Annotated in this window: 20 protein-coding genes; 11 read left to right on the top strand and 9 right to left on the bottom strand. The window is 70.6% G+C overall.

Annotated features, from left to right (window positions below; all coding sequences use genetic code 11):
• From A37W_RS22650 to A37W_RS0102750, 6 genes are all read left to right on the top strand, one after another.
• Complete coding sequence (locus A37W_RS22650) at positions 1 to 1,776, top strand: methyl-accepting chemotaxis protein (RefSeq protein WP_156169391.1); 1,776 nt, start codon at positions 1 to 3, stop codon at positions 1,774 to 1,776.
• A gap of 477 nt (positions 1,777 to 2,253) precedes the next feature.
• Entirely contained in the window at positions 2,254 to 3,225 is a 972-nt protein-coding gene (locus A37W_RS0102730; RefSeq protein WP_018301490.1) for a cytochrome c oxidase subunit II, read from the top strand.
• An 89-nt stretch (positions 3,226 to 3,314) separates the two neighbouring features.
• Positions 3,315 to 5,825: a cytochrome c oxidase subunit I gene (gene ctaD / locus A37W_RS0102735; RefSeq protein WP_047772322.1), complete on the top strand. Its 2,511-nt coding sequence runs from the start codon at positions 3,315 to 3,317 to the stop codon at positions 5,823 to 5,825.
• Between the two features lie 2 nt (positions 5,826 to 5,827).
• On the top strand, positions 5,828 to 6,235 hold the full coding sequence (locus tag A37W_RS0102740) for a hypothetical protein (RefSeq protein WP_026198254.1): 408 nt from the start codon (positions 5,828 to 5,830) through the stop codon (positions 6,233 to 6,235).
• A complete protein-coding gene (locus A37W_RS0102745) occupies positions 6,232 to 6,789 on the top strand; it encodes a cytochrome c oxidase assembly protein (protein WP_018301493.1) in 558 nt (185 codons plus the stop codon). Before A37W_RS0102740 ends, A37W_RS0102745 begins: the two co-directional genes overlap by 4 nt.
• Positions 6,789 to 7,811, top strand: a complete 1,023-nt coding sequence (locus A37W_RS0102750; RefSeq protein WP_018301494.1) for a c-type cytochrome — start codon at positions 6,789 to 6,791, stop codon at positions 7,809 to 7,811. Before A37W_RS0102745 ends, A37W_RS0102750 begins: the two co-directional genes overlap by 1 nt.
• Here A37W_RS0102750 and A37W_RS22655 read toward each other — a convergent pair.
• From A37W_RS22655 to A37W_RS0102770, 4 genes are read right to left on the bottom strand one after another with little or no spacing between them, the layout of a single operon-like run.
• Positions 7,808 to 10,078, bottom strand: coding sequence for a hybrid sensor histidine kinase/response regulator (locus A37W_RS22655; RefSeq protein WP_018301495.1), 2,271 nt, complete (start codon positions 10,076 to 10,078; stop codon positions 7,808 to 7,810). The genes A37W_RS0102750 and A37W_RS22655 overlap by 4 nt on opposite strands.
• A complete protein-coding gene (locus A37W_RS0102760) occupies positions 10,075 to 10,452 on the bottom strand; it encodes a response regulator (RefSeq protein WP_018301496.1) in 378 nt (125 codons plus the stop codon). The genes A37W_RS22655 and A37W_RS0102760 overlap by 4 nt, the downstream gene beginning before the upstream one ends.
• Positions 10,415 to 14,401 (bottom strand): chemotaxis protein CheB, encoded by a 3,987-nt coding sequence (locus A37W_RS22660; protein WP_018301497.1) that lies wholly within the window; start codon positions 14,399 to 14,401, stop codon positions 10,415 to 10,417. The genes A37W_RS0102760 and A37W_RS22660 overlap by 38 nt, the downstream gene beginning before the upstream one ends.
• Positions 14,398 to 16,968: a CheR family methyltransferase gene (locus A37W_RS0102770; protein WP_018301498.1), complete on the bottom strand. Its 2,571-nt coding sequence runs from the start codon at positions 16,966 to 16,968 to the stop codon at positions 14,398 to 14,400. The genes A37W_RS22660 and A37W_RS0102770 overlap by 4 nt, the downstream gene beginning before the upstream one ends.
• 89 nt (positions 16,969 to 17,057) lie before the next feature.
• On the opposite strand from A37W_RS0102770, the gene A37W_RS0102775 reads away from it, so the two are divergent.
• Positions 17,058 to 17,420, top strand: coding sequence for a response regulator (locus A37W_RS0102775; RefSeq protein WP_040753384.1), 363 nt, complete (start codon positions 17,058 to 17,060; stop codon positions 17,418 to 17,420).
• Here the strand turns inward: A37W_RS0102775 and A37W_RS0102780 are convergent.
• The gene (locus A37W_RS0102780) at positions 17,410 to 17,808 is read right to left on the bottom strand and encodes a response regulator (protein WP_018301500.1); all 399 of its coding nucleotides are present in this window, start codon (positions 17,806 to 17,808) and stop codon (positions 17,410 to 17,412) included. The two genes, A37W_RS0102775 and A37W_RS0102780, sit on opposite strands and share 11 nt — an antisense overlap.
• A gap of 306 nt (positions 17,809 to 18,114) precedes the next feature.
• Between A37W_RS0102780 and A37W_RS0102785 the strand changes: the two genes are divergently transcribed.
• The 3 genes from A37W_RS0102785 to A37W_RS0102795 are packed head-to-tail and all read left to right on the top strand — an operon-like array spanning position 18,115 to position 19,678.
• Positions 18,115 to 18,948, top strand: coding sequence for a manganese catalase family protein (locus A37W_RS0102785; protein WP_018301501.1), 834 nt, complete (start codon positions 18,115 to 18,117; stop codon positions 18,946 to 18,948).
• Between the two features lie 4 nt (positions 18,949 to 18,952).
• Positions 18,953 to 19,405, top strand: a complete 453-nt coding sequence (locus A37W_RS0102790; RefSeq protein WP_018301502.1) for a DUF2383 domain-containing protein — start codon at positions 18,953 to 18,955, stop codon at positions 19,403 to 19,405.
• Positions 19,406 to 19,447: 42 nt separating this feature from the next.
• Entirely contained in the window at positions 19,448 to 19,678 is a 231-nt protein-coding gene (locus A37W_RS0102795) for a hypothetical protein (protein WP_018301503.1), read from the top strand.
• Between the two features lie 145 nt (positions 19,679 to 19,823).
• Here A37W_RS0102795 and phaR read toward each other — a convergent pair whose 3' ends face one another.
• From phaR to phaC, 3 genes are all read right to left on the bottom strand, one after another.
• Entirely contained in the window at positions 19,824 to 20,381 is a 558-nt protein-coding gene (gene phaR / locus A37W_RS0102800; RefSeq protein WP_018301504.1) for a polyhydroxyalkanoate synthesis repressor PhaR, read from the bottom strand.
• A 145-nt stretch (positions 20,382 to 20,526) separates the two neighbouring features.
• On the bottom strand, positions 20,527 to 20,973 hold the full coding sequence (locus A37W_RS0102805; protein WP_018301505.1) for a phasin family protein: 447 nt from the start codon (positions 20,971 to 20,973) through the stop codon (positions 20,527 to 20,529).
• A gap of 189 nt (positions 20,974 to 21,162) precedes the next feature.
• The gene (phaC, locus tag A37W_RS0102810) at positions 21,163 to 22,980 is read right to left on the bottom strand and encodes a class I poly(R)-hydroxyalkanoic acid synthase (protein WP_018301506.1); all 1,818 of its coding nucleotides are present in this window, start codon (positions 22,978 to 22,980) and stop codon (positions 21,163 to 21,165) included.
• Between the two features lie 106 nt (positions 22,981 to 23,086).
• Here phaC and phaZ point away from each other — a divergent pair, with 106 nt between their 5' ends.
• Positions 23,087 to 24,406: a polyhydroxyalkanoate depolymerase gene (phaZ, locus tag A37W_RS20820; RefSeq protein WP_047772312.1), complete on the top strand. Its 1,320-nt coding sequence runs from the start codon at positions 23,087 to 23,089 to the stop codon at positions 24,404 to 24,406.
• Positions 24,407 to 24,482: 76 nt separating this feature from the next.
• On the opposite strand, the gene A37W_RS0102820 is transcribed toward phaZ, so the two are convergent.
• Complete coding sequence (locus A37W_RS0102820) at positions 24,483 to 25,043, bottom strand: PqiC family protein (RefSeq protein WP_018301508.1); 561 nt, start codon at positions 25,041 to 25,043, stop codon at positions 24,483 to 24,485.

Genomic DNA, 25,043 nt, shown 5'->3' on the forward strand with positions numbered 1-25,043 from the left:
ATGCAGTCTATCGATGTGCGGGCGCGGCTCCTGGCGCTCTATGCTCTGTTCCTGACCCTGATCGGGGGCCTTCTGGCCGGCTGGTGGCTGACCGTGTCGGACCTCGGCGCCCTCGCCGGCGAGCCGGCCGCCGGGGCCCTGCGCTCCCGCGGGGGGGTGATGATGCTGGCGTTCGGCGCCTCGGCCGCGACTGTCGGCCTCGCCGCGACGCTCATCGCCGCCCGCCGGATCGGCCGCGGCCTCGAGGCTCTCGCGACGGCGGCGGAGGAGATCGCGCGGGGCGAGGCGCCGCACCTCGCGACGTCCGCGCCGGGGGCGGTCGGGATTCTGGCCCGCGCCCTCGCCGCGCTGCGCGACCGGCAGGCCGAGGACCGGGCGGCACGCGAGGCGCGGGCGACCTCTGACGCAACGATGAGGCGCACCCTCGAATCGGCGACAGACGCCGTCCGCAGACTCGCCGACGGGGAGGACGGGGTGCGCCTCCCGCCTGCGTCGGACGCCGCCGCGCCGCTCGGCCCGCTCCTTTCCGCGCTCGCCGACGTCGCGGCGCGGACGCGCGACCTCTCCGCCTCCGTCCGGTCCTCTGGGACCGAGCTGGCACAGGGGGCTTCCGAGCTCCTCGAAATCTCGGACAAGCTCACCCGCCGCACCGAATCCCAGGCGGCCACGGTGGAGCAGTCGGCCACCGCGCTCGACCAGCTCGCCGCGGGCGTGCGCTCCGCCGCCGAGAGCGCGGCCGAGGCCGACCGCTTCGTCACGGAGAACCGCGCCCAGGCCGAGGCCGGCGGCCAGGTCGTGCGCGAGGCGATTGCTGCCATGGAAGCGCTGGAGGAGACGTCGCGCGAGGTGGCCAAGATCATCGGCGCGATCGACGACATCGCTTTCCAGACCAATCTCCTGGCGCTCAACGCCGGGGTAGAGGCGGCGCGCGCGGGAGAGAGCGGGCGCGGCTTCGCCGTCGTCGCCGCCGAGGTCGGCTCGCTCGCCCAGCGCGCCTCGACGTCGGCGGGCGAAATCAAGAAGCTGATCACGACTTCGGGCACGCAGATCCGCGAGAGCAGCGCGCTGGTCGCCCGCTCCGGGGCCGCGCTGGAGGACATCGTCTCCGGCATCGGCGAGGTCGCGGGCCGGGTCTCCCAGATTGCCGGTGCCGCACGGGAACAGTCCCAGGGCCTCCAGGAGATCAACCTCGGCGTCGCGGAGCTCGACAAGACGACCCAGCAGACCGCCTCGATGGTCGAGACCGGCGCCGGGCTCGCCCGTCAGCTCCAGGCCAGCGCCGACCGCCTGGGCGAGGCCCTCGCCCGCTCCGGCGCCGCCGGCGGCACGGCCTCCGCCCTTCCGGCCCTGCCCGCCCGGGCGGCCGGGGGCCCCACCGCGCGTGACAAGGGCCGTCCCGCACCCGCGGATCCGACCGGCCCCGGCCGCAACGCCGTCGACGAGCGGGCCGGGCGGGCCGGACGCCACCAGGCGGCCAATGCGGCTCCGCGCGCGCCCGCCGGCGACCGGATCGGCACGAGCCGACCGATTGTCGGCCGCAGCGGACCGGCAGGCGCGCCGCTCGCCGCGGGCGCGACCAGCGGCGGCGCTCATGCGACAGCGCCTGCGAACGGGAAGGGTGACAGCCTCTCCCGCGGCTCGCGCGTCGCTTCCAGCTCCCCCGCCGAGACGGCAATCGCGCAGACTTCGCCCGCCCGGGTGCGAGCGGCCGGCGCTGTCCCCCTGCGGGCCACGGGTCGAGGAGACGAGAGCGTGGCCCGCTGGGTCGACTTCTGACCAGCGGGTCGAGTGGGGCGCCGCACGCGTCCCACACACCCATCCGGGCGACACTTGAGACTCCGGGACCTCTGGCCGATCGACCGGATCCGCCCACGGCGGGCGTGACACTGACACCGGCAGCAAGCCGATCACCTGTCCCGATCCATCCCCTACAGCACCGCCCGAGCGGCGGCATGGGTCGGCGGACCCTCCGCTCCCGCTCACGGCGCACGAGGGTCCCCGGCCGTGACGGCCGGCTTGGGCATCTCGGGCAGAGCACACCCCTCCTGCCCGCCCCGGTGCTATCGCACCGCACCGGCGCATCGCAGTCGCGCGGCCGGTCATCGCGCCCGCCTCGCGCGGGCAGACGCACGGAACCGGGCGCCACAGCGCGCATTGCCCCCTCTGGGACAAGGCGCCCGCCGACTGGCAATGTGCGTTCGGCGGCGCCGCGAGTGGAACACGAAGTCAGGGGCGGCTCCGCATGACGGCGGCATGAAGATCAGGACGGTCGCCCTCGCCGGCGCACTTCTCGCCCTTGCCGCCTGCGAGGGCGGACCGCAATCCGCGCTCGCCCCCGCCGGGACCGACGCCGCGCAGATCGCGCGCATCTTCTGGGTCATGCTGATCGCCGCGGCGATCCTCTGGATCGCGTTGAACGGCCTGTTCGCCTTCGTCACCCGCATCCACCCCCGCCCGATCTCGCGCCGCATCGCCGAGACGCTGATCATCGGCGGTGGCATCGTGCTGCCGCTGATCCTGCTGGGCACGCTTCTGACGTGGGGCCTGCGCGCCATGCCCGACCAGCGCGCGCCCGGCGACGGGCTGACGGTCAGGGTCGGCGGCGAGCAATGGTGGTGGCGGGTGGAGTACCTGCCCGCTGACGGCGGCCCCCCCGTCCGCTCGGCCAACGAGGTGCGCCTGCCCGCCGGGCTGCGCACCGACATCGAACTGTCGGCCGCTCTCGTCATCCACTCGTTCTGGATCCCGGCGCTCGGCGGCAAGATGGACATGATCCCCGGCCGCGTGAACCGGATGTCCCTCGCCCCGACCGAACCCGGCACCTACCGCGGGCAGTGCGCCGAGTTCTGCGGCCTCAGCCACGCGCTGATGGCGCTGAACGCCGTCGTCCTGCCGGCGGACGAGTTCGACGCCTGGCTGTCCGCCGAGGCCGCCGAAGCCGACCCGCCCGACGGGCCGGGCGCCGATCTCTTCGCCCGCGAGGGCTGCGGCGGCTGCCATGCGATCCGCGGCACCGAGTGGCAGGCGCAGGTCGGCCCGGACCTCACGCATGTGGGCGGCCGCACCAGCCTCGCCGCCGGGATCCTGCCGATGACCGAGGAGGCGCTGGCCGGCTGGATTCGCAACCCGGACGCGATCAAGCCCGGCGCCGAGATGCCCGGCTACGACCACCTCTCGCCCGAGGAGCTGACGACCCTCGCCCGCTGGCTGATGGAGCTGACATGACCGACGCGGCCGCCGGCCCCCGCCCCGCCGTCCCGCGCGGCTACGACGCCGACGAGGGCGTGACCGGCCCCTATCCGCCGACCGAGGAGATGCTGGCCGAGCCGATCCCCGAGGAGGTGCGACAAGCCCAGGAGGACCGCCTGCGCGAGGTCTGGAAGGAGCCGCCGGGCTGGCGCTACCTCTCGGCGGTCAACAACTCGGAAATCGGCAAGTGGTACTCGCTGACCGCCTTCGGCTTCATGCTGCTGGCCGGCATCCTTGCCCTGGTGATGCGGGCGCAACTGGCGGTTCCGGATAACGACCTGATCTCGGCAAACCGCTACAACCAGTTCTTCACCATGCACGGCTCGGCGATGATGTTCCTCTTCGCCGTGCCGATGTTCGAGGCGATCTCGATCCTGATCCTGCCCGCTTTCCTCGGTGCGCGGGACATGCCGTTCCCGCGGCTCAGCGCCTACGGCTTCTGGTGCTTCGTCATCGGCGGCGTGTTCGTGATGGGCTCGCTGCTGTTCGACGCCGCCCCGGACGCGGGCTGGTTCATGTATCCGCCGCTGTCGACCAAGCAGGGCGGCATCGGGGCGGACATCTGGCTGCTGGGCCTGTCGTTCATCGAGGTCGCCTCCATCGCCGCGGCGGTGGAGCTGATCGTCGGCGTGCTCAAGTGCCGCCCGCCGGGGATGCGGGTGAACCTGATGCCGCTCTACGCGTGGTACGTCCTCGTCGTCGGCGGCATGATCCTGTTCGCGTTCCCGCCGCTGATCGCCGGCGACTTCCTGTTCGAGCTGGAGCGCGGGTTCGACTGGCCGTTCTTCGACCCCGAGCGCGGGGGCGACCCGCTCCTGTGGCAGCACCTGTTCTGGATCTTCGGCCACCCGGAGGTCTACATCATCTTCCTGCCGTCCATCGCGATCGCCGCGATGGTGGTGCCGACCGCCGCGGGCCGGCCGATCGTCGGCTATTCCTGGATCGTGCTGTCGGCGGTCGGGACCGGCTTCATCAGCTTCGGCCTGTGGGTCCACCACATGTTCACGACGGGGCTGCCGACGATCAGTCTCGGCTTCTTCTCGGCCGCGTCCGAGGCGGTGGTTATCCCGACGGGCATCCAGCTCTTCGCCTTCGTGGCGACGCTGATGGTCGGGCGGGTGACGCTGTCGCTGCCGCTTCTGTGGATCGCGGGGGGCCTCGCCATCTTCACCGCCGGCGGTCTGACGGGCGTCATGGTCGCCATCGCGCCCTTCGACTGGCAGGTCCACGACACCTACTTCGTCGTCGCGCACCTGCATTACACGCTGTTCGGCGGCATGGTCCTGCCGGTGATCGGAGGCGTCACCTACTTCTACCCCTTCTTCACCAAGAAGCAGATGTCCCGGCGCCTCGGCCTGTGGTCCTTCTGGCTGACCGTCGTGGGGTTCAACATCACGTTCCTGCCGATGCACCTCACCGGCCTGTGGGGGATGCCGCGGCGGGTCTTCACCTACCCGGGCGGCCTCGGCTGGGACTGGCTGAACCTGCTCTCGACGGCGGGGTCGGTGATCGTGGCGGCCGGCATCCTGATCTTCGCGTGGGACCTGATCCGGCCCAAGGGCCGCGAGCCTCTGACCGAACGCAACCCGTGGGGCGGCGGCACGCTGGAATGGAGCCACGACGTCCCGGAGGAGAAGTGGGGGGTGAGGTCGGTCCCCTACATCACCTCGCGCTATCCGCTGTGGGACCAGGACAAGATCGTCGAGCGGATGGACGCGGGCCGCTACTACCTGCCCGACGCCGAGGAGGGCCACCGCGAGACGCTGGTGACGAGCGTCATCGACGCCCGGCCGCTGCAGGTGCTGCGGGTGACCGGACCGGCGTGGATCACGATGGCGGCGGCGGCCTTCACCGGCGGGGCGTTCATCTTCCCGACCTTCCACATGTATCCGCCGGCCATCGTCAGCGGCGCCCTGGCGATCCTCTGCGTGATCTACTGGCTGTGGACCTCGACGGCGCAGATCCCGGAGAAGAGCACCAAGGACATCGGCCTCGGCCTCAGCGTTCCAACCTACGTGTCGGGGCCGCGCGCCGTCGGCTGGTGGGGCATGTGGATCACCATGCTGGGCGATTCCACGGCCTTCGCGAGCCTCGTCTTCGGCGTGTTCTTCTACTGGACGGCGGGCACCGATTTCCCGCCCGCGGACGCGGCCCACGTCGACTGGCGCTGGTCGCTGATGGCCGGCGCGCTGGGGCTGGCCGCGTGGGCGGCGATCCTGCTGGCGCGCACGACGAACCGGGGCGGCCGGCCGCTCCCCGCGGCGGCGATCGCGGGGGCCGGCGCGGTGGCGGGGGCGCTGGCGATCTGGGCCTTCATCACGGCGCTGCGGTTGCCGGGACTGAATCCGACGAGCCACGTCTACCCGGCGATGATGTGGGCGCTGGGCGTCTGGACCATCGCGCACCTCGGCGCGGGCATCATCATGCTGCTCTACTGCGCGGCGGCGCTGATCTTCGGCAAGGCGACCCCGACCCACGATGCGCCGATGTGGAACGTCTCTCTCTACTGGCACTTCATGGCGCTGACGGTCACGGTCACCGTCCTCGTCACCGCCTTCCTGCCGAGGGGTCTGTGACGATGGCCGAGCGCAAGCAGCTGCATCGCGAGTTCAGCGAGGAATTGTCCAGTCTGTGGCGCATCGCCATAGCGCCCTCGGTCTGGGCGATCCACTTCGTCGCCAGCTACGGACTCGCCGCGGTCTGGTGCGCCAAGTGGTCCGACGCGACGCTGCTGGGCGACGTGTCGGCGTGGCGGGTGCTGATCTGCGGCGCGAGCGTCGTGGCGCTCGGCATCATCGGCTGGATCGGCTGGAAGGCCTGGCGGCAGTGGGACTTCCTCGAGGACTGGGACTACACCCACCCGCTCGCGACCGAGGAGGACCGGCACGAGTTCCTCGGGCACGCCGCGTTCCTGCTGGCGGTGCTGTCGGCGGTGGGCGTGATCGCGACGACGCTGCCGGCGCTGCTGATCTCGACCTGCACATGAGGGCCGCCGCGCTGATCCCGGGCCTCGGCCTCCTCGCGCTCGTCTGGGGCGGGCCGCTGACGGCGTGGCTTGGCTGGGGCTTTCCCGCCCACATGGTGCGGCACATGACGCTGGTCGCGCTCGCCGCGCCGCTGATCGTCCTCGGCCTGCCGGCGCTGGCCCGCCGGGGGCCGCCGGCCCTGCTGGGCGCGGTGGCGGAGTTCGTGCTGGTCTGGGGCTGGCACCTGCCGCGGCTGCACGATGCGACGCTGCTGTCGCCGGCCTGGTTCGCGGTGGAACAGGCCAGCTTCCTCGTCGCCGGCCTCGCCGTCTGGGCCGGCGCGCTGGGGGCGCGGTCGCCGCTCGCGGGGGCCGGAGCGCTGCTGCTCACCTCGATGCACATGACGGCGCTGGGGGCGATCCTGACGCTGGCGCCGCGGATCCTCTACGCCGACTGCGCGGCCCTGTCGGACCAGCAGCTGGGCGGGATGCTGATGCTGGCGATCGGTACGCCGGTCTACCTGCTGGGCGGGCTGATCCTTGCCGGGCGGGCCCTGAGACCGGAGGCGGCCTGATGAAGACGGTGCTCTATACCCTCGCGACCCTCGCGCTGCTGGGCATTCTCGGGGCGGCCGCCGTCGTCGGCTTCGGCCTCTACAACGTCTCGGCCGCCGCGGGGCACCTGCCGGGCGTGTCGTGGGTGCTGCACACCACCTTCCGGCAGGCCGTCACCCTGCGCGCGCCGCCGGAGGAGGAGGTGCCCGAACTGACGGACGCCCTCGCCGAACTGGGGGCGCGGCATTTCGACCGCGCCTGCCGGATGTGCCACGCCGCGCCGGGCGAGCGGCCGACGGCCACGGTCGAGAGCATGGTGCCCGAGCCGCCGCCGATCCAGGTGGCGGTGGGAGACTGGTCTCCGGCGGAGTTGCACTGGATCGTCGACGAGGGCGTGAAGATGAGCGGCATGCCGCACTGGCCGTCGATCCGCGATGACGAGGTCTGGGCCGTGGTCGCCTTCCTCTCGCGGGTGCGGGAGATGGATGCGGCCTCCTATGCGGACGTGACGGGGGGCGAGGCTTATTGCGCCGGCTGCCACGGCGAGGGCGGCGCGTCGGAGAACCCCCAGATCCCGCGCCTCGACATCCTGTCGGAAGAGTATGTGCGCATGTCCCTCGGCGCCTACTGGGAGGGCGAGCGGGAGAGCGGGTTCATGGCGCACGCGGTGACGGAGGTAGGCGCCGGAGCGTTCGCAGAGCTGGCCGCCGAGTATTCGGGTGACGCCGTAGGCGCGGGCGCGTCGGACGCGGATCCCGCCCTCGTCGAGACGGGCCGCGAGCTGGCGCTGGCGACGACCGGCGATCCCGACGTGCCCGCCTGCCACGCCTGCCACGGGCCGGGGCGGGCCGAGGCGACGGCGCCGGGTCCCCGTCTCGACGGGCAGCACGCACCCTACCTCGTCCGGCAACTCCACGCCTGGCGGGCCGGTGTGCGCGGCGGCGGGCCGCGGGCCGAGCTGATGCGCCATGCGGCGGCCGACCTGACCGACGCCGACATCGAGGCGCTTGCCGCCTGGTACGCCGCTGGCGCGCCGGACTAGTCCGGCCCGAGCGCGCCCACGATTTCGGCGAGGAGGGTGTCGGCGCCGATCGGTTTCTTCAACGCCTGCAGGGGCGTCCCGTCCAGCACCGGCCGCGCCCCGGCGACCCCGGACAGGAGCAGCGTCGGCAGGCCGGGATACCGCTGGCGCGCGCGGCGGACGACGTCGAGGCCGTCGGCCCGGCCCGGCAGTTGCAGGTCGGTGAGGACGAGGTCCGGACGCGCAGCCTCCAGCGCCGCAAGCGCCGCCTCGCCATCTGCCACCGACCGCACATCGGCGCCGTGCGACGTGAGCAGATCGACGAGGCTGCGGCGGTAGGCCGGATCGTCCTCGACCACGAGGACCCGCCGCCCGGCGAGGGCGTCGCGCCCGGAGGGGGCGGCCGCCTTCTGCGGCAGTGGCGCGTCGGCCGCGCGCAGCGTCAGCCGCGCGACCGTGCCCGCCCCCTCGGTCGAGGACAACTGGAACCGTCCACCCGCCACCTCGGCGCAGCGGGCGACGGTGGCGAGGCCGAGGCCGGTGCCGCCCGTCGCCTCCCGCGTGGTGAAGAACGGCTCGTTCGCGCGGCGCAGGACGTAGGGCGCCATGCCCGGCCCATCGTCCGCGACCTCTATCACCACCTCGTCGCCGTCCGCCACGACTGACACCGAGACCCGGCCGCCCTGCCCCGATTCGACGATGGCGTCCCGGGCATTCACCAGGAGATTGAGGACTGCGCTTTCCAGCAGGCCCCCGTCCGCCTCGACGGTGAGGGGTCCGCTCAGGTCGGGCAGGTCGATCGTGAGGCCGGACGGCAGGGTCCGGCGGGCGAGCGCGACGACGTTCGGCAGGATCTCGGCCAGGTCCGCCGCCTCGAGCGCCGGCTCGCGGCTGCGCGCGAAGGTGAGGACGCGGCTCGTCAGTTCGGCGCCGCGGTCGCAGGCGGCGCGGATCGCGTCGAACTCGGCCCGTGCCTCGGGATCGGAGGCCTGCAGGGCCCCCACGTCGGCCGACAGGCGGATCACGCCGAGGAGGTTGGCGACGTCGTGGGCGATGCCGCCGGCGATCTCGCCCAGCACGTTCAGCCGCTCGGCCGCCTGCCGGCCGCGGACGGCGTAGAACTCGTCCGTCACGTCGCGCAGCATCAGCAGCACGTTGCGGTGCCCCTTGCTCTCGCGCCATTCTCCGCCGCTCAGATGCAGGATGCGCTGGCCGCCGTCCGGCACCGCCAGTCCGATGAGCCGCGTCCCCACGACCGGCACGTCCCAGGGCCTTCGGAAATCGACGCTGTCGGGCGGCAGAGGCCGGAACGTCTCGGGGTCGAGGAACACGGACTCCGCCAGCCACCTCTCGGCCCGGCCGCCGCCGGTCTCGGCCACCAGCCGGTCGGCGGACGCGTTCGAGAAGCGCAGCGCGCCCGAGCGGTCGAAGGCCATGATCGAGGTGTAGAGCCCGTCGACGAGCGCCCGCAGGCGGACCTCGCTGTCGATCCCGCGCTGCTCGGCCGCGTTCTCGACCGCGGCGTTGCGCAGCACGGCGCCGATGGCGAGCGCGGTCAGCACGGTCGCCAGGAGGCCCAGACGCAGATCGGCGTCGAGCAGACCGTGGTCCGTGGCGACGAGCGTGGCGAACGTCATCAGGAACGGCAGGACGATGACGACGGGGAACAGCCGCCGCGCCGCGCGGCTGCCCCGGCCGCTTCCCAGGACGTAGCGCACCCACGTCCGCTCGGGCTGGTCGAGGAGGATGGCGGCCGAGACCAGCAGGAACAGGGCCGCCGTATGGACCGCCATGCCCCTGAACGGCAGCAGTTCGACCAGCGCCTCGGCGCTGAAGACGTAGCCGGTCAGGGCGATCAGGGCGATCGTGCCGCAGCAGGTGGACGCGACGAGGAGCCGGCGGCCGGCAGACCCGGGCACGGTCGTACCGAAGAGCGCCACCGCCGACAGGAGGAACGACAGGATCGTCGACAGCGACATCCGGTCAGCCGCCATCCGCCCCGCCAGCTCCGACAGGCCGACCCCCGCGACGAGGACGACCGTCGTCCCGGCGGCCACGCGCGCGGCCGTGGCCCGCCCCCGCGTCGCGAGGAAAAGCCCCCCGCCGATCAGGACGAAGCACAGCGCGGTCGTGGGCACCATCGCGGGCAGGCCCGGAGCAACGCGCGTGACGGCGTCGATCCCCAGTCCCCAGCCGACCAGCAGGACGGCCAGCCCGACCGCCACGACGACAAGGGTCAGCGCGTCCCGCAGCCGCGCCGGACGGGCGGCGGCCGGGCCGTCATTCACCCGCGCGCGTCCCCGGAGCTGCCGAGCGCGGCGACGGCGGCCAGCAGTTCGGCTTCCCGATAGGGCTTGCTGACCAGCGTGCGGTCGCGGTGGCGTTCGCCCAGCACGTCGCGGGCGTGGCCGGACAGGAAGAGGTAGGGGACCCCCATTTCGGCGAGCAGGTCGGCGATCGGATCGCTCCGCCCTGTGCCGAGGTTCACGTCAAGGACGGCGCCATCCGGCGGCTCGCCTTCGATGAGCTTCAGGGCGCGGTCGATCGAATGCGCCGGGCCGAGGACACGGTAGCCCGCCTCCTTGAGGATCATCTCGAGTTCGAGGGCGAGGAGCGCCTCGTCGTCAACTACGAGGATCGTCTGTTTCGCCGTGTCCGACATTTGGCTGTGCCTCTTGGAGGGCGGATTCGGGAACGCTGATCCGGCAGAATAGTCCGCTGGGGCGGAACGTCATCTCCAGGGTGCCCGTCAGCTGGCTCTCGATCGCACTCCGGATGACGCTGGAGCCGAACGACGTCTGCTCGGGCGGCGTCAGTCCGGACAGCCCGTCCTCCTGCCATGTCAGGTCCAGCCGGCCATCCGCGACGTCCCAGCTGACCGCCAGACGCCCGTTTCCGTACGACATGGCACCGTGCCGGACGGCGTTCGTCGTCAGCTCGTGGAAGGCAAGCGCGAAGCTCTGCGCGGCGCGCGAGCCGAGGTGGACGTCGGGGCCGTCGAGGCTGACGTTCGTCAGGCCGTCGGTGCGGTAGGCCTCGAGCTCGTCGTCCAGAAGCTGGCGCAGCGCGATTCCCTGCCAGCGCGTCTCGGCCAGTGCGGCATGGGTCCGGGCGAGCGACTGGATCCGGTCGCCGAACGTCTCGCGGAAGGTCTCGATGCTGTCGGCGTTGCGGCCGGTCATCCGCGCGATCGTGTTGACGAGCGCGAGGATGTTCTTCACCCGGTGGTCCAGCTCGGCGGACACGACGCGCGTCCGCTCTTCCCACTGCTTGCGGTCGTGGATGTCGACGGCGGCGACGAAGAACCCGTCCGCGCCGCGTCCGGCCGGTCGGCGGGCGCCGTGGATCAGGAATGTCCGGGGCCCGGTGCCGGGAATTGCGATCTCGGCCTCCAGCTCGACCTTCTCGCGGTCGGGCGCGGCGAGGGCCTCACCCAGGATCTCGGCCGTCCGGGCGCCGAACACGTCGCCGATCGGTGCGCCGCGCAGCTCGTCGATCGTGAAACCGGCCGCCTCGATGGCGCGGTTGGTCATGTCGAAGCGCAGGTCGGCGTTGACGACCGCGATCATCACCGGCAGCCCGTTGATCAGGTCCTGCAGGGCGCGGCGTTGTCCGTCGCGGAGGCGCTGGGACTCGTGCTGGCTGACGGCCAGCCACAGCAGATTGGCCACCGCCGCGACGTAGGTCGTCCGCTCCTCGTCGAAGCCGCCGGTGTCCCGGCGCCAGACCCCCAGAACGCCCCAGCTCTGCAGCGCCGGTCCGATGGGCAGCGCGATCCCGCTCGCCACGCCGGTGTCGGCCAGCAGCTGGGAAGGCCGGATGGCAGCGTCGGGTGCCGAGAAGTCCGACGTCGCGACCGGCTGCGCGAGGCGCTGCACGAGTCCCGGGTAGCTGGCCGGATCGTCGGGCGACTCGGTATGGCCCGCCATGCCGCGGGGCCAGCCCGCGCCGGCGGTCATCCGGAAGACGCTCCGCTCGGCGTCCGGCACGTCGATACCGACGAAGTCCGCCCCGGCATGGGTCCGGACGTCCTCGGCCGCGCGGGCGAGCAGGGTGTCGAGGGAGCCGGTCCCCAGCGCGATCCGGCTCAGCTCCGCGATCGAGGCCTGGCGCCCGGCCTGTGCGGCCATTCGGTAGGACGCCTCGCGCAGACGGCGCACGTCGGACCAGATCACGATCACCCCGGCGATCCGGTTCGACAGCGTGCGGAACGGCGTGATCCGTCGCAGGTAGGCGTACCCTTCCCCCGTCACCTCGGTCTCGTGCGTATCGAGCGTCTCGAGGACATGGCGGGCGTCGTCGATGACGTCCGGATCGTCGACCAGCATCCGCAGGTCGCCCAGCGGCCGGCCGACATCGGCGCTGCGGATCGCGATGAGGTCGCCGACGCGGGCCGAATAGCGGCGGATCGCGAAATCGGTGTCGAGGAAGAGCGTGGCGACGTCGGTGGATCGGATGAGGTTGGCGAGGTCGTCGTTCGTCGTTTCCAGCTCGCTGACCTTTTCCTCCAGCTCGACGTTGATCGTCGTCAGCTCCTCGTTCAGCGACTGCAGCTCCTCGCGCGAGGTCTCGAGCTCCTCGTTGGAGCTCTGCAGCTCCTCGTTGGCGCTCATCACCTCCTCGTTCGCGGCCTGCAGTTCCTCGTTCGAGGTCTCGCTCCTCTCCATCACGCCCTGCAGCTCGCGGCGGAGGGCCGCGATCTCGGCCTCGTAGGCCTCGACCAGCTGGCGTTCCGCCTCCACCGGCCCGACCTGGGAGTCCGGCTGGGGATCGTCCCGCCGGCCGAAATAGACGAGGAAGGCGCGGCTGCCGTCCGGTTGCGGGACGGGTTCGACCAGCAGCCCGACATGCTGCCGTGTCTCGCCGGGGAGCATGACGGCAGCACTCGTCGGCTCGCCGGTGCGGCGGGCCGCGACGAGGGCGTTCCAGACCCGCGCCTGGAACCCGTCGCGAAGCATCGGGACGAGGGAGGACGACAGGCTGCCGCGGCGGAACTGGAGGAACTCACCCACCTCTCCGTGGAAGCTCTGGACCTCGAATGCATCGTCGACGAGCACCGCCGGCGGCGCGTAGCGCGCCAGCATCGCCTGCACCGCCGCGTCCTGGCGCTGGGTCAGCGCGGGACGGGTGCCGGCCTCCTCGCGCAGAAGGATGCCCCGCCCGCCTCCCCGTCCCGCGGCCTTGCCGCGCCGGGCCGGATCGGTGGGGAGCCGGCTGTAGATGCGCTGGCGCTGGTCGACGGGCCGGAACAGGTGGCGCGTGCGCTCGATCGTCTCGCTGAGACCGAGAAAGAGCAGGCCGTCTTCGCGCAGCGCGAAATGAAAGGTCTCCATCACCCGGCGCTGCGCCTCGACCCCCAGATAGATCATCAGGTTCCGGCACGAGATGATGTCGAGCGAGGAGAAGGGCGGGTCCGAAATGGCGTTCTGCTCGGCAAAGATCAGACGGTCGCGCAGCATGTCGCGCACCTTCACGTGGTCGCCCTCCCGGCGGAACCAGCGATCGATCCGCTCGGGCGACATCTCGGCGACGCTTGCGGCGGGATAGCGGCCGATGCGGGCAGCCTCGATCGCGTCGCCGTTGAGGTCGGTCGCGAAGATCAGCGGGTCGATCGCCTTGCCGCTCGCCTCGATCCGCTCGAGGATGACGATGGCCATCGTGTAGGCCTCTTCGCCCGTGGCGCATCCGGCGACCCATGCGCGCAGGGCGTCGCCGTCCCGGGCCCGCTCGATCACCGCGTCGACGGCACGGGTCTCGAACGTCTCCCACGCCTCGGGGTCGCGGAAGAAGCGGGTCACGCCGATCAGCAGGTCCCGCACCAGGGCCTGGCGTTCGTCCGGATCCTCGGCCAACCGGTCGCGGTACACACCCAGGTCGGCACAGCCGGTGATCCGCATCCGGCGCCGGATCCGGCGGCCGAGGGTTCCGGGCTTGTACTCTTCGAAGTTGTAGTTCTCGCGGTCGGCGAGAAGGTCCACGATCTCGGCGAGGGTGGACGTGTCGGGCTCTTCCGGCGGCACCGTTTCCGTCGCGTGCTGCCGGAGCAGAGCCAGGACATGTCCGGCGAGGCGGTCGGCCTTGTCCATCGCATCGACCGGCCCGCTGGCGACCGCCGCCTGCGGCATGCCGTCGAACTCGGCGTCCTCAGGCTGCTGGTTGAGGACGGCGCCGCCCGCGCTCTTGATGTCGCGGCACCCCTGCGCCCCGTCCGTGCCGGTGCCGGACAGGATCACGCCGATCGCATCGGCGCCGCGCGCCTCGGCCAGTCCGGTCAGGAGGTGATCGATGGGCGAGCGGTGGAAGCGCGGCTCGGTCGGTTCGGTCACGGTCAGCCGGTCGCCGTCGATCCCGATGTCCATGCCGGGCGGCGCGACGTAGACGTGGTCCGCCTTCAGCCTGGTTCCATCGGCGCCCTCGGCGACCGGCATTCCGGTGGCGCGGCCCAGCAGCTCGGGCAGACGGGTTTCGTGGGTGGGGTCGAGGTGCTGGACGACGATCCAGGCCGCACCTGTCTTCTCCTCGACGGCTCCAAGCAGCCGCCTCAGCGCCGGGAGGCCGCCGGCCGACGCCCCGACGGCGACGATCGGAAGGGTCTGCTCGGCCCCGGTCATCGAACCTGCTGCGGCATCGCATCGCCGCTGAACAGCAGCACGGCGCCGCCGTTGCCGTCTCGCGCTGGAATCGCCTCGACCACCAGCTCCCGCCCGGCCCACTTGCCGCGCGCCGAGCGACGTTCGTTGCCGGAGATCGCGTCGCGCGCCAGATCGGCCGGCTCGCAGAACGACGGCCGCGCGCCGGCATTGGCGACGAGGCGACCGGTGTCGTGCGGCTCCAGTCCCAGCAGCAGCGAGGCGAGCCGGGTGTAACGCCGGATCCGCAGATCGGCATCGAGGACGACCGCGCCGTAGCCGAGGACGTCGAACACCAGCTCGATGTCGCCGTTCAGCTCGCTCAGCAGCTCGATCTTGCGCTCGTGCTCGGCGCTGACCGAGACGAGCTCTTCGTTGACGGCCTGCAGTTCCTCGTTCGAGGCCTGAAGCTCCTCGTTGGCGGCCTGCAGCTCTTCGTTCGAGGCCTGAAGCTCCTCGTTCGAGGCCTGCAGCTCCTCGCTCGAGGTTTCGAGACGCTCGGTCACGTACTGGAGGCTCTCGTCCGTCAGGCGCAGGTCGCGCTCCAGTTCCACCACGCGGCGCATGAGGACGTCTTCGTCCCCTTGCGTCTCCGCCCGTCCCGGCGCCTCGTTGGCGCCGCCGGACTCCGCGGCGCCCTCAGTGTCGAGCCGGACCAGCGTCACCAGAAGGAACTGGGCCGCGCCCGCCGATCCCGGCAGCCGCTCGATCCGGACCCGCAGGCGATGGGCCTCGTCGCCCTCGCCCACCGTGACCTCGCGCTCGAACGTCTCGCCGGCATTCTGGCGCAACCGCTCGGAGCCGAGGTTGATAGCGTAGTGCAGCGCCGGGTTCACGATCTCCTCGACCGTGCGCTCGGCCAGGCCGCTGACCGTGTCGACGTAGGCGCCAGCGGCGCCGAACCAGGTCAGAACCTCCCCCGCCTCGGTGATCAGGATCGCCGACGGGGCATAGCGCTTGAGCAGGGCGTCGTAGCCCCGCAACAGGCTGTCGCGGTCGCTGCGGCTGCGGCCCGCTCCGTCGAGACTGGCGAGAGGGGGCCGCGCAGCGACGTTCCGAGGCGGGGCCGCGGGGCGCGGCTCGGCCGGGCCGCCCATCCGGCTCGTCAGCAGGCCCGGATCGAAGACCCGGCGGTCGCTCGACTTCGAGAAGAGGCGCCAGCTGCTGTCGATGACCGAGAAGTCGTCCCGCAGCGCGCCGAGGCTTTCGGACGAGCCCAGAAAGAGGAAGCCGTCGCGCTTCAGCCCGAACAGGAACATCGACAGCAGCCGCGCCTGCGCGTCGTCGTCGAGATAGATCAGCAGGTTCCGGCAGGACACGAGGTCGAGCCGCATGAAGGGAGGATCGGCCAGCGCGTTGTGGACCGAGAAGATGAGCCGCTGGCGCAGCGCCGGGTCCACCTGCACCCCGCCGCGATACTCGACGAAGTAGCGCTCGCGGATCGCCTCGGGCACGTCCTTGACCGCCTCGAAGGGGTAGACGCCGGCCGCCGCCCTCTCGATCGACGGGCGGTGGACGTCGGTGGCGATGATCCGGAACCGTCGGTCGATGCCGGCGCGCCGCAGCACCTCGGACAGTTCGATGGCGATCGTGTAGGCCTCTTCCCCGCTGGCGCAGGCCGGCACCCAGATCCGGATATCGTCCTCTTCGGGGGTCCGGGCGACAAGCGGCGCCAGGGCCTGCCGGGACAGGGACGCGATGGCGTCGGGGTCGCGGTAGAACGCGGTCACCCCGATCAGCATGTCATGGTACAGTTCGTCGAGAGCGAGCGCGTCACGCTCGAGGAGGTCGAGGTAGTCCGCGATGTTCTCGATCCCCCTGAGGTGCATGCGCCGCTCGATCCGGCGCTTGACGGTGGGGGCCTTGTAGGCGCCGAAGTCGATGCGGTGCGCCCGCTCGATCAGGCGAAGGATGGCCCGCCAGGGATCGACCGGCCCCGCGACCGGCGCCGGCGTGCGGTCGCCCGATTCCAGCAGGTCGGCGATCGCCCCGGGCAGGTCGGCCGCCTCCTCGATCCGATCGACGGCGCCCGTCGAGAGGACCGCCCTGGGCATCGACGCGAAGCGCGCCTCGCGCGGAGACTGCACGAGGACGAATCCCCCCGACCGTTGCAGCGCCTCCGCGCCCTTCGAGCCGTCGGCGCCGGAGCCGGACAGGACGACCGCCACCCGTTCTCCCGGAGCGCTCGCGAGGCTTCGGAAGAAGGCGTCTATGGGCAGGTGGGGCACCGCCTCTCCCGCGTCGTAGGTGCGCACCCGGAACGTCCGGCCCTGGAGGGTCACCTCGGCATTGGGCGGGTTGAGGAAGATGGTGTCGGGCGCTGCGTCGGTGCCGTCCTCGATCCGCCGGATCCTCAGGTCCGAACGGCGCGCGAGCAGCTCGTCCATGCGCGAGCGGTAGTCGGGCGAGAGGTGCTGCAGCACGACATAGCACCAGCCCCGCCCCGCCACGGCGGACGAGAAGAAGAGCTCGAGCGGGTCGAGCCCGCCCGCGGACGCTCCGATGGCGACGACCGGAATGTCCGTGCCGCTGTCGCTTCCCTCCGTCACGCGGGCCTGCCCCCTGCCGAAAACGTTTACCCCGAGCGGAGTTAGCCCTATCACGACACTGAACGCAATTGATCCCGGACCTGTGCCTCGTGGCAAAGATCCTGCTGGCCGACGACGATCCCGACTACACCGCGACCTTCGGGCGGGCGATGGACGCGCTCGGCCACCGCTTCGCATCCGTGGCGACCGGCGAGGACATCGCGGCCGCGGTGGTCGAGACCCGGCCCGACATCGTCTTTCTGGACGTGCTGATGCCGGGGGGCGGCGCGATCAGCCGGCTGCACGAACTGCGCGCGGCGCACCCCCACCTGCCGATCGTGGTCATCACCGGAAACGCCGCGGTCTACGACTCGCCCATCGTGACCGAAGGCATGCGGACGGCGAACGCCCGCGTGCCCAAGACCATCTCCCTGCTGCAGCTCGCCGAGATCATCGACCGCCTCACGGGCTGACGGCGTGTCCGACGGCGACGCCCTCCAGCGCTGCGCGGATCTGTCCTTCGCCGAACGGCTTGGCCACGATCGGCGCGGTCAGTCCGCGGCCCCGCACCGTTTCGGGGTCGAGGCCGGTGATGAGGATGAAGGGGATGTGCATCCGGTCCAGCCGACGCGCGACCGGCCCGGCGCAGTCCCCGGCCAGGTCGACGTCGAGGAGCGCGACGTCGACGCCGCCGGCGTCGAGGATCGCCATCGCCCGCTCCGGGTGCAGTGCGACGCCCGCGATCTCGTAGCCCAGGGCCCCGAGTTCGTCCTCGAGATCCATGCAGACCAGAGTCTCGTCCTCGACGATCAGGATGCGCCTCGCGGAACGGGGCGGCGGAGTGGCATCGACCGGCAGCATCGGGGGACTCCCTTCGATGAGCGATGTAGCGTTCCGGGAGGGCCCGTCGATCGAACGCCGCGCTGCAGGTCGCGCGGTGCGGTCCGAACGTCACTCTCCCTGTAGTTGTTGTACCGCCCCGCCTCGCCCTTTGAAAAGGGGATTTGCTTCGGGAATCGGGGCGAACGGATGCGAGGGGCCGGCGCCGCTCCCGGCACGGCCCGTTCGGCGGCGGAGCGCCTTCTTCCATTTGTTAGAAGAAACATATGCCCGCCACTCGCGTTGAGCGCCTGTCAGCCACTCAACAGCAGAGAAAGGGACAGGGGCATGTTCCACCATTCTTCCAAGCTGCAGTACGAGGTGCGCGTCGACCGGCCGGACCCGGTTTTCGCCAAGTACCTGCAGCAGGCCATCGGCGGCATCGAGGGCGAGATCCGCGTCGCGATGCAGTACTTCTTCCAGGCGATGGGCGCGCGCGGCGACGCCAAGTACCGCGACATGCTGATGATGACCGCGACCGAGGAGCTGAGCCACATCGAGTTCCTCGGACACGCCGTGGCCCTGAACCTCGACGGCGCGCCGGTCAGCGCGCAGGAAGAGGCGGCGATGGACCCGGTCGTGCACGCGATCATGGGCGGCGCCAACCCGCGGCACATCCTGTCCTCGGGCCTGTCGGCGATGCCCGTGAACGCCAATGGCGTGCCGTTCGACATGAGCCACGTCTATGCGACGGGCAACCTGGCGGCCGACATGATGGCCAATGCGGTCGCCGAGTCGGGCGGCCGGGTGCTTGCCTCGCGGCTCTACAACATGACCGACGATGCCGGGATGAAGGACATGTTGTCCTTCCTGATCGCCCGCGACACGATGCACCAGCAGCAGTGGCTCGCCGTGATCGAGGAGCTGGGCGGCTGGGAGGCGGCGCTGCCGATCCCGAACGCCACGCCGCAGGAGCACGAGGCGACCGAGCACAGCTACTACTTCCTCAACACCTCTCTCGACGAACCCACGCCCGAAGGGCGCTGGACGCGCGGTCCCTCGCTGGACGGACGCGGCACCTTCCGGGTGCAGGAGAAGCCCGACCCGCTCGGCCAGAAGCCGGACCTCGGCAAGGCCAAGCCCGGATCGGGCGCGCAGAGCGAACAGATCGGAAAGGAGTGACCTCATGGCCACCACAGTCGGAACCGGCGACGACCTCGCCACACTCGTGAAGAACTTCATCCTGCTGGAGCGGGACGCGATCGCGGCCTACGACGCCTGCATCGAGCGGCTGGACGCGCCGCACCGCAAGGACAAGGTGTCCGAGTTCCGGGCCGACCATGCCCGGCACCTCGACGAGCTGATCTCGCTGGCGGGCCGCGTCGGAGCCGAGGCGCCGGCCGAGGGCGACATGAAGCAGATGCTCACCACCGGCAAGGTCGCGATGGCCGACCTCGTGGGCGGCGACGGCGCGATCCTCAAGGCGATGTCGACGAACGAGAGCGACACCGTCACCGCCTACGAGCGGGGGGCCGGCAACGCCGCCATCCCGGCCGAGCATCGCGGGCTGTTCGAGCGCGCCCACGCGGACGAGGTGCGGCACAAGTCGTGGATGGAGAGCGAGGCGCAGGCCGCCTGAGCGTCAACCTAGCGTTAACCAAGTACGGGCGAAGGTGGCGGCATGAGCGCCTCCTTCGCCCTTCCCACCGGACGCGACTGGCTGGATCAGGTCTTCGCCTGCCGGGCCGCGACGACCGGCGGAGTGATCCGGCGGCAGGTCGTGGACGTGGTGCGGGAGGTCGGCGAGGCGACCTTCGTGGCCGAGGTGCGGCGGCGGGGCTTCCGGCTGATCCGCACGCAGGGGCATTTCATCGTCGTCTGCGGCGACGGGGCGATCGAGATCGTGATCTGAGGGACAAACGAATTTCATCGAAATTCGTTCTGCGGTCCCTTTGAAATTCGTCGAATTTCAGGCGCGATGTATCGGCGGGAGCCCCGGAATTTCGACGAAATTCCGATGAGTGCAGAACGGATTTCGGTGAAATCCGTTCGCGCTGTCACCCCTTGCCCATCTTCGACAACCGCTCCTGCATCTCCGCAAGCTGGCGGCGCATTGCGTCGATATCCTCGCCTCCCTGCTTCGGCGCCTCTGCCGCCCCGCCCTTCCCCGGCATCATGCCCCCGGTCATCGCCTTGAAGAACGCCTCCTGCTGGGCGCGCATCGCCTCGAATCCCGGCATGGTGGACATCGGGTTCGCCTTGGCCATGTTCTCCATCATCTTCGACTGCCCCTCGCGCAGCATGTCGAACGACATGGCCAGGAACTGCGGCACGATGGTCGAGGCCTGGGAGGTGTAGCTGCGCACGAGGTCGGTCAGCACGTCCACCGGCAGCACGCTCTCGCCGCGGGATTCGTGTTCGGCGATGATCTGCAGCAGGTACTGGCGGGTCAGATCGTCGCCGGACTTGAGATCCACGATCTGCACCTCGCGCCCCTCGCGGATGAAGGCCGCGATGTCCTCCAGCGTGACGTAGTCGCTGGTCTCGGTGTTGTAGAGGCGGCGGCTGGCGTAGCGCTTGATCAGAAGCGGCTTGCCGGGATCGGCTGCGGCCAAGGGGAAACCTCCGAGGATGCGTGCGGTTGCAGAAAAACCGTAGGACGCATCCGCAGAAAAAGAAAGGGCGAGCGTCGCCGCTCGCCCTTGCAGGCCCGGATCGCGGAGAGGGAGGGTCCCCGCGGCCCGGCCGGATGCAGGCGAATTACTTCGCCGAGGCCTTCTTGGCGGCCGAGGTCATCTCGTCGGTGGCCTTCTTGGCGACGGCGGTCATGTCCTCGGACATGTCCTTGCCGGCGGCGAGCATCAGCTCGAGCGTCTCGGCCTGCACCTTCTTGGCGATCTCGGCAAACGCGGCCATGTGCTCGGCGGCGGACTCGGCCGAGGCGGAGGCGAAGTCGGTCATCGACTTGGCGTAGTCCGACGGCTCGGTCTTGGCACGGGTCATCGCCGAGAACTTGGACAGGGTGTCCTGGGTCCAGCGGGCGGAGAGGTCGGTCGACTTCTGCGCGGCGTCGATCGCGACGGCCGACATCTTCTCGGCGAAGGCGGCCTGCGACTGCCACATGGTCTCCATGGACTTCGTATCCATCGGGAACGCGCCCATCATGTCCTTCATCATCGCGGTATAGTCCTGGGTCTTGGCGGCCATGGCGGCAGCTCCTTTCTGGCTCTGATCTCGTCGGGGCGGGCCCCGCATCGGGTGACCCACCGTCATCTTGTGAGCAGGAGATACATGCTGCGCCGCAGCATTTCAAGACCGGATGCTGCGGCGCAGCATAAAATTTCCGCAGAAGCGAAATCGCGTTGCGGTTGAGGGATTCCAAATCTCCGCCGGGCGTCAGGCCCGGGACACCGACCGCACGTAGGTGCCCGGCGCGGGCGCCAGCGGCGGGTGCGACTCGTCGCCCGGTGTCCGCGCCGGGACCATCTTGCCGGACCGCTTGGCCAGCCATGCCTCCCACTTCGCCCACCACGACCCTTCGTGACGTTCGGCGGCCGCCTTCCACGCCTCGGGATCCAGCGAAAGGTCGTCGTTCGTCCAGTGGGCGTACTTCTTCTTCGCCGGCGGATTGACGATGCCCGCGATGTGCCCGGACCCGGCGAGAAGGAAGGTCTTGTCCTTGGAGCCCATCCCCTGCAGGCCCCGGTAGCTGCTCTTCCACGCGGCGATGTGGTCGGTCTCGCAGGCGATGGCGCAGACCGGGACGGACACGTCCGAGATGTGGACCGTCTCGTCCCCGAGGCGGAAGCCGCGAGTCGCGAAGTCGTCGCGCTGGCACAGGCCGCGCAGGTACTCCACCGCCATCTTCGCCGGCAGGTTGGTGCCGTCCCCGTTCCAGAACAGCAGATCGAACGCGGGCGGCGTCTGGCCCATCATGTAGCTGCGGATCGCGGGCTGGTAGATCAGGTCGTTCGAGCGCAGGTAGCTGAAGGTCCGCGCCATGAAGAACTTGTCGAGATAGCCCTTCTCGGTCACCTCCGCCTCGATCCCGTCGACGAAGTCGTCGTCCAGGAAGACGCCCACCTCCCCCTGATCCGAGAAATCGGTGAGCGTGGTGAAGAAGGTCGCGCTCTTCACCGACGTGTCGCCCCGCTTCTTCATCAGCGCGAGCGTCAGCGACAGCGTGGTCCCGGCGATGCAGTAGCCGATGGCGTTGACGGACTTCGTGCCGCAGATCGCCTTCGCCTCGCGGATCGCGGTCAGGAACCCGTCCTCGACGTAGTCGACCATGCCGGTGTCGCGGTAGCTGGCATCGGGGTTCACCCAGCTGACGACGAATAGAGTGTAGCCCTGGTCTACGATCCAGCGGATCAGGCTGTTCGCGGGCTTCAGGTCGAGGATGTAGAACTTGTTGATCCAGGGCGGGAACAGGACGACCGGCGTCTGGTGGACCTTTTCGGTCGTGGGCGAATACTGGATCAACTCGAACAGGTGGTTGCGCCAGACGACCTCGCCCGGGGCGGTCGCGATGTTCTCGCCGATCTCGAACGCCTTGCGGTCGGCCAGCGTCACCACGAGCTCGCCCTCGTTCGCCTCGAGGTCGGCGATCAGGTTCTCCAGCCCGTCGACGAGGGACTGGCCTTCCGTCTCCACCGCGCGCTCCAGCGCGTCGGGATTGGTGGCGAGGAAGTTCGTCGGCGCCATCATGTCGACGATCTGCTTCGAGAAGTAGGTCAGGCGCTGCTTCTCGCGCGCGTCCAGCCCCTCGACCCCTTCGACCGCGGTCTCGATCGCCTTCGCGTTCGCGAGGTACTGCTGCTTGACGTAGTTGAACCAGGGATGGCTGTCCCACAGCGGGTTCGAGAAGCGGCGGTCGCTCGGCCCCGGGTCGGCGGGGGCGTGGAAGTGGCCGTGCATCAGCTCCTGCGTGGCCTCGGCGTAGGTCTTGAGCGTCTCGCCCCAGTAGCCGACCTGCTGCTCGATCAGCTTGGCCGGGTTCTGCATCATGTCCGTCCAGTAGGCGTGGGCCGCCCGCAGGTACAGATCCTGCCCCGGCGCCTGCAGGTCCGGCCGGACCTGGCGCTTGCCGCCCATGACCTTCAGCAGACGCTCGGTCAGCGCCTCGACCCGGCCCAGGTTCTCCTCGAACTTCGCCAGCGTCTCGGCCGCGTCAGGCGGCGTCCCCGGGGGCGTCGGCGTTTCCTTTGTTGCCATGTTGACTATCCCCCACTATCTCTTTCGCAGTTGCAGCATCGGCAGTGGCTCCTCCGCCTGCCGCGCCGGTCCGTCGCGTTCCGAAACCCCGCCGGGGAGGTCTGCCTTGAATTATATGTGGTCCTACGACCTCATGGAAAGCATGCGGAACACCAGCCAGTGGCTGGGGGCGACCGCGCGCGCCATGGGCTCCTATCCGATGACTGCCGCGATGGCCAATCCGGCCGTGGAGTGGATGAAGGCCTGGGGCGAGGTGACCGAGCGCAGCTTCGAGCGGATGGTGGCCAAGCCCGACTGGGGCATCCCCACCGTGACGGTCGAGGACGGCACCGACCACACCGTCCGCGTGATGACCGTGGTCGAGAAGCCGTTCGGCGACCTCATCCACTTCAAGGTGCCGGGCCGCAGCCCGCGGGCACGCCGGGTCCTGCTCGTCGCGCCGATGTCGGGGCATTACGCCACACTGCTGCGCAAGACGGTGATCTCGCTGCTGCCCGACTGCGAGGTGTTCGTCACCGACTGGCACAATGCCCGCGACATCCCGGTGAGCGAAGGAAAGTTCGACGTCGAGGACTACACCCTCTACCTGGTGGAGTTCATGCGCCACCTCGGCCCCGACACCCACGTGATCGCGGTCTGCCAGCCGGCGCCGCTGACGCTCGCCGCGACGGCCTACCTCGCCGAGGAGGATCCGGACGCGCAGCCGCGCACGCTGACCCTGATCGGCGGGCCGATCGACCCCGAGGCGAACCACACCGAGGTGACGGATTTCGGCCGGACGGTCACGATGGGCCAGCTCGAAGCCTCGATGATCCAGCGGGTCGGGTTCAAGTATGCCGGCGTCGGGCGGCCGGTCTATCCGGGGCTGCTGCAGCTGGCGTCGTTCATCAACATGAACCTCGGCACCCACGCGCAGGCCTTCCAGGACCAGATCTTCCGCGTCGCCAGGGGCGAGGGGTCGGACCACGACAAGCACAACGCCTTCTACGACGAATACCTCGCGGTCATGGACATGACGGCGGAATTCTATCTCTCGACGGTGGAGCGGGTGTTCAAGGGACGCGAGATCGCGCGCAACGCCTTCACCGTCGCAGGCAAGCCGGTGGACATCGGCAAGATCACCAGCGTCGCGGTGCAGATCGTCGAGGGCGAGAAGGACGACATCTCGGCCCCGGGCCAGTGCCTCGCCGCGCTGGACCTGCTGACGGGCCTGCCGAAGTCCAAGAAGGCCAGCCACCTGGAGCGGGGGGCCGGGCACTACGGCATCTTCGCCGGGCGGTCGTGGCGAAACAACATCCGCCCGCTGGTCCTGCGGTTCATCGACCAGAACTCGCCCGGCGCGCCGAAGCGGCCGATCACCCGTCCGCGGGTGGTGGCGAGCGGCGTGGCGCCCGGCGACGAGCCGGGGAAGAACGTCGCGGTGTAAGGGGACGTAATCCCCGGCCGCTGCGGGACGACCGCGGCGGACCGTCGATGGCGGTTCGCCTCGTTCCGTCTGACGGCTACCGCAGCCCGTCCCGCGCGATTCGATCCGCGAGCGCAGCCATTGCCTGTCCCCGCGCGGCCGCGATCTGCCCCGGCCCGGCGTCCACCGCCAGCGGCACCGAGAGGCGGAACAGCCGCGCCCGGTCCCGGCCGGACCCGTCGAGCGCGGCGACGAAATACTGCCCCGCCAGCCGGAACGCGCCCGACCGCGAGGCGACGAACTCCTCCACCCGGACCTCGACCCGCGCCGCCGGGTAGGGCTCGAACGGCCACGGCTCGGGCGCGACCGGCACGTCCGTGATCTCGGCCAGTGCCCGCGACAGCTCCAGCGTCGCGGCGCGCTGGGGATCGTCGGCCCACAGCAGGTCGTCCGACCCGACGAGCGTGCCGTCCGCCTCTTCCACGAAGATCGATTCCGACTGGGCGTAGGTCGGCAGCGTGATGTCCCGCACCTCGATGGAGGAAAATCCGATCCCCACCCGCTCCGGCGCCTCGGCCGGGGGGACGGCGATGCGCACCTCGGGCCCGCCGCAGGCGGCGAGAAGGGCAACGAGGGCGAGCGGCAGCGTGCGTTTCAT

Source organism: Wenxinia marina DSM 24838, assembly GCF_000379485.1.
In the GTDB taxonomy this organism is placed as follows: Bacteria; Pseudomonadota; Alphaproteobacteria; order Rhodobacterales; family Rhodobacteraceae; genus Wenxinia; species Wenxinia marina.

Coding starts and splice junctions, on each gene's coding strand:
- A37W_RS22650 (WP_156169391.1), top strand. CDS start 1: ATGCAGTCTATCGATGTGCGGGCGCGGCTCCTGGCGCTCTATGCTCTG.
- A37W_RS0102730 (WP_018301490.1), top strand. CDS start 2,254: ATGAAGATCAGGACGGTCGCCCTCGCCGGCGCACTTCTCGCCCTTGCC.
- ctaD (WP_047772322.1), top strand. CDS start 3,315: ATGCTGGCCGAGCCGATCCCCGAGGAGGTGCGACAAGCCCAGGAGGAC.
- A37W_RS0102740 (WP_026198254.1), top strand. CDS start 5,828: ATGGCCGAGCGCAAGCAGCTGCATCGCGAGTTCAGCGAGGAATTGTCC.
- A37W_RS0102745 (WP_018301493.1), top strand. CDS start 6,232: ATGAGGGCCGCCGCGCTGATCCCGGGCCTCGGCCTCCTCGCGCTCGTC.
- A37W_RS0102750 (WP_018301494.1), top strand. CDS start 6,789: ATGAAGACGGTGCTCTATACCCTCGCGACCCTCGCGCTGCTGGGCATT.
- A37W_RS0102760 (WP_018301496.1), bottom strand. CDS start 10,452: ATGTCGGACACGGCGAAACAGACGATCCTCGTAGTTGACGACGAGGCG.
- A37W_RS22660 (WP_018301497.1), bottom strand. CDS start 14,401: ATGACCGGGGCCGAGCAGACCCTTCCGATCGTCGCCGTCGGGGCGTCG.
- A37W_RS0102780 (WP_018301500.1), bottom strand. CDS start 17,808: ATGCTGCCGGTCGATGCCACTCCGCCGCCCCGTTCCGCGAGGCGCATC.
- A37W_RS0102785 (WP_018301501.1), top strand. CDS start 18,115: ATGTTCCACCATTCTTCCAAGCTGCAGTACGAGGTGCGCGTCGACCGG.
- A37W_RS0102790 (WP_018301502.1), top strand. CDS start 18,953: ATGGCCACCACAGTCGGAACCGGCGACGACCTCGCCACACTCGTGAAG.
- A37W_RS0102795 (WP_018301503.1), top strand. CDS start 19,448: ATGAGCGCCTCCTTCGCCCTTCCCACCGGACGCGACTGGCTGGATCAG.
- A37W_RS0102805 (WP_018301505.1), bottom strand. CDS start 20,973: ATGGCCGCCAAGACCCAGGACTATACCGCGATGATGAAGGACATGATG.
- phaC (WP_018301506.1), bottom strand. CDS start 22,980: ATGGCAACAAAGGAAACGCCGACGCCCCCGGGGACGCCGCCTGACGCG.
- A37W_RS0102820 (WP_018301508.1), bottom strand. CDS start 25,043: ATGAAACGCACGCTGCCGCTCGCCCTCGTTGCCCTTCTCGCCGCCTGC.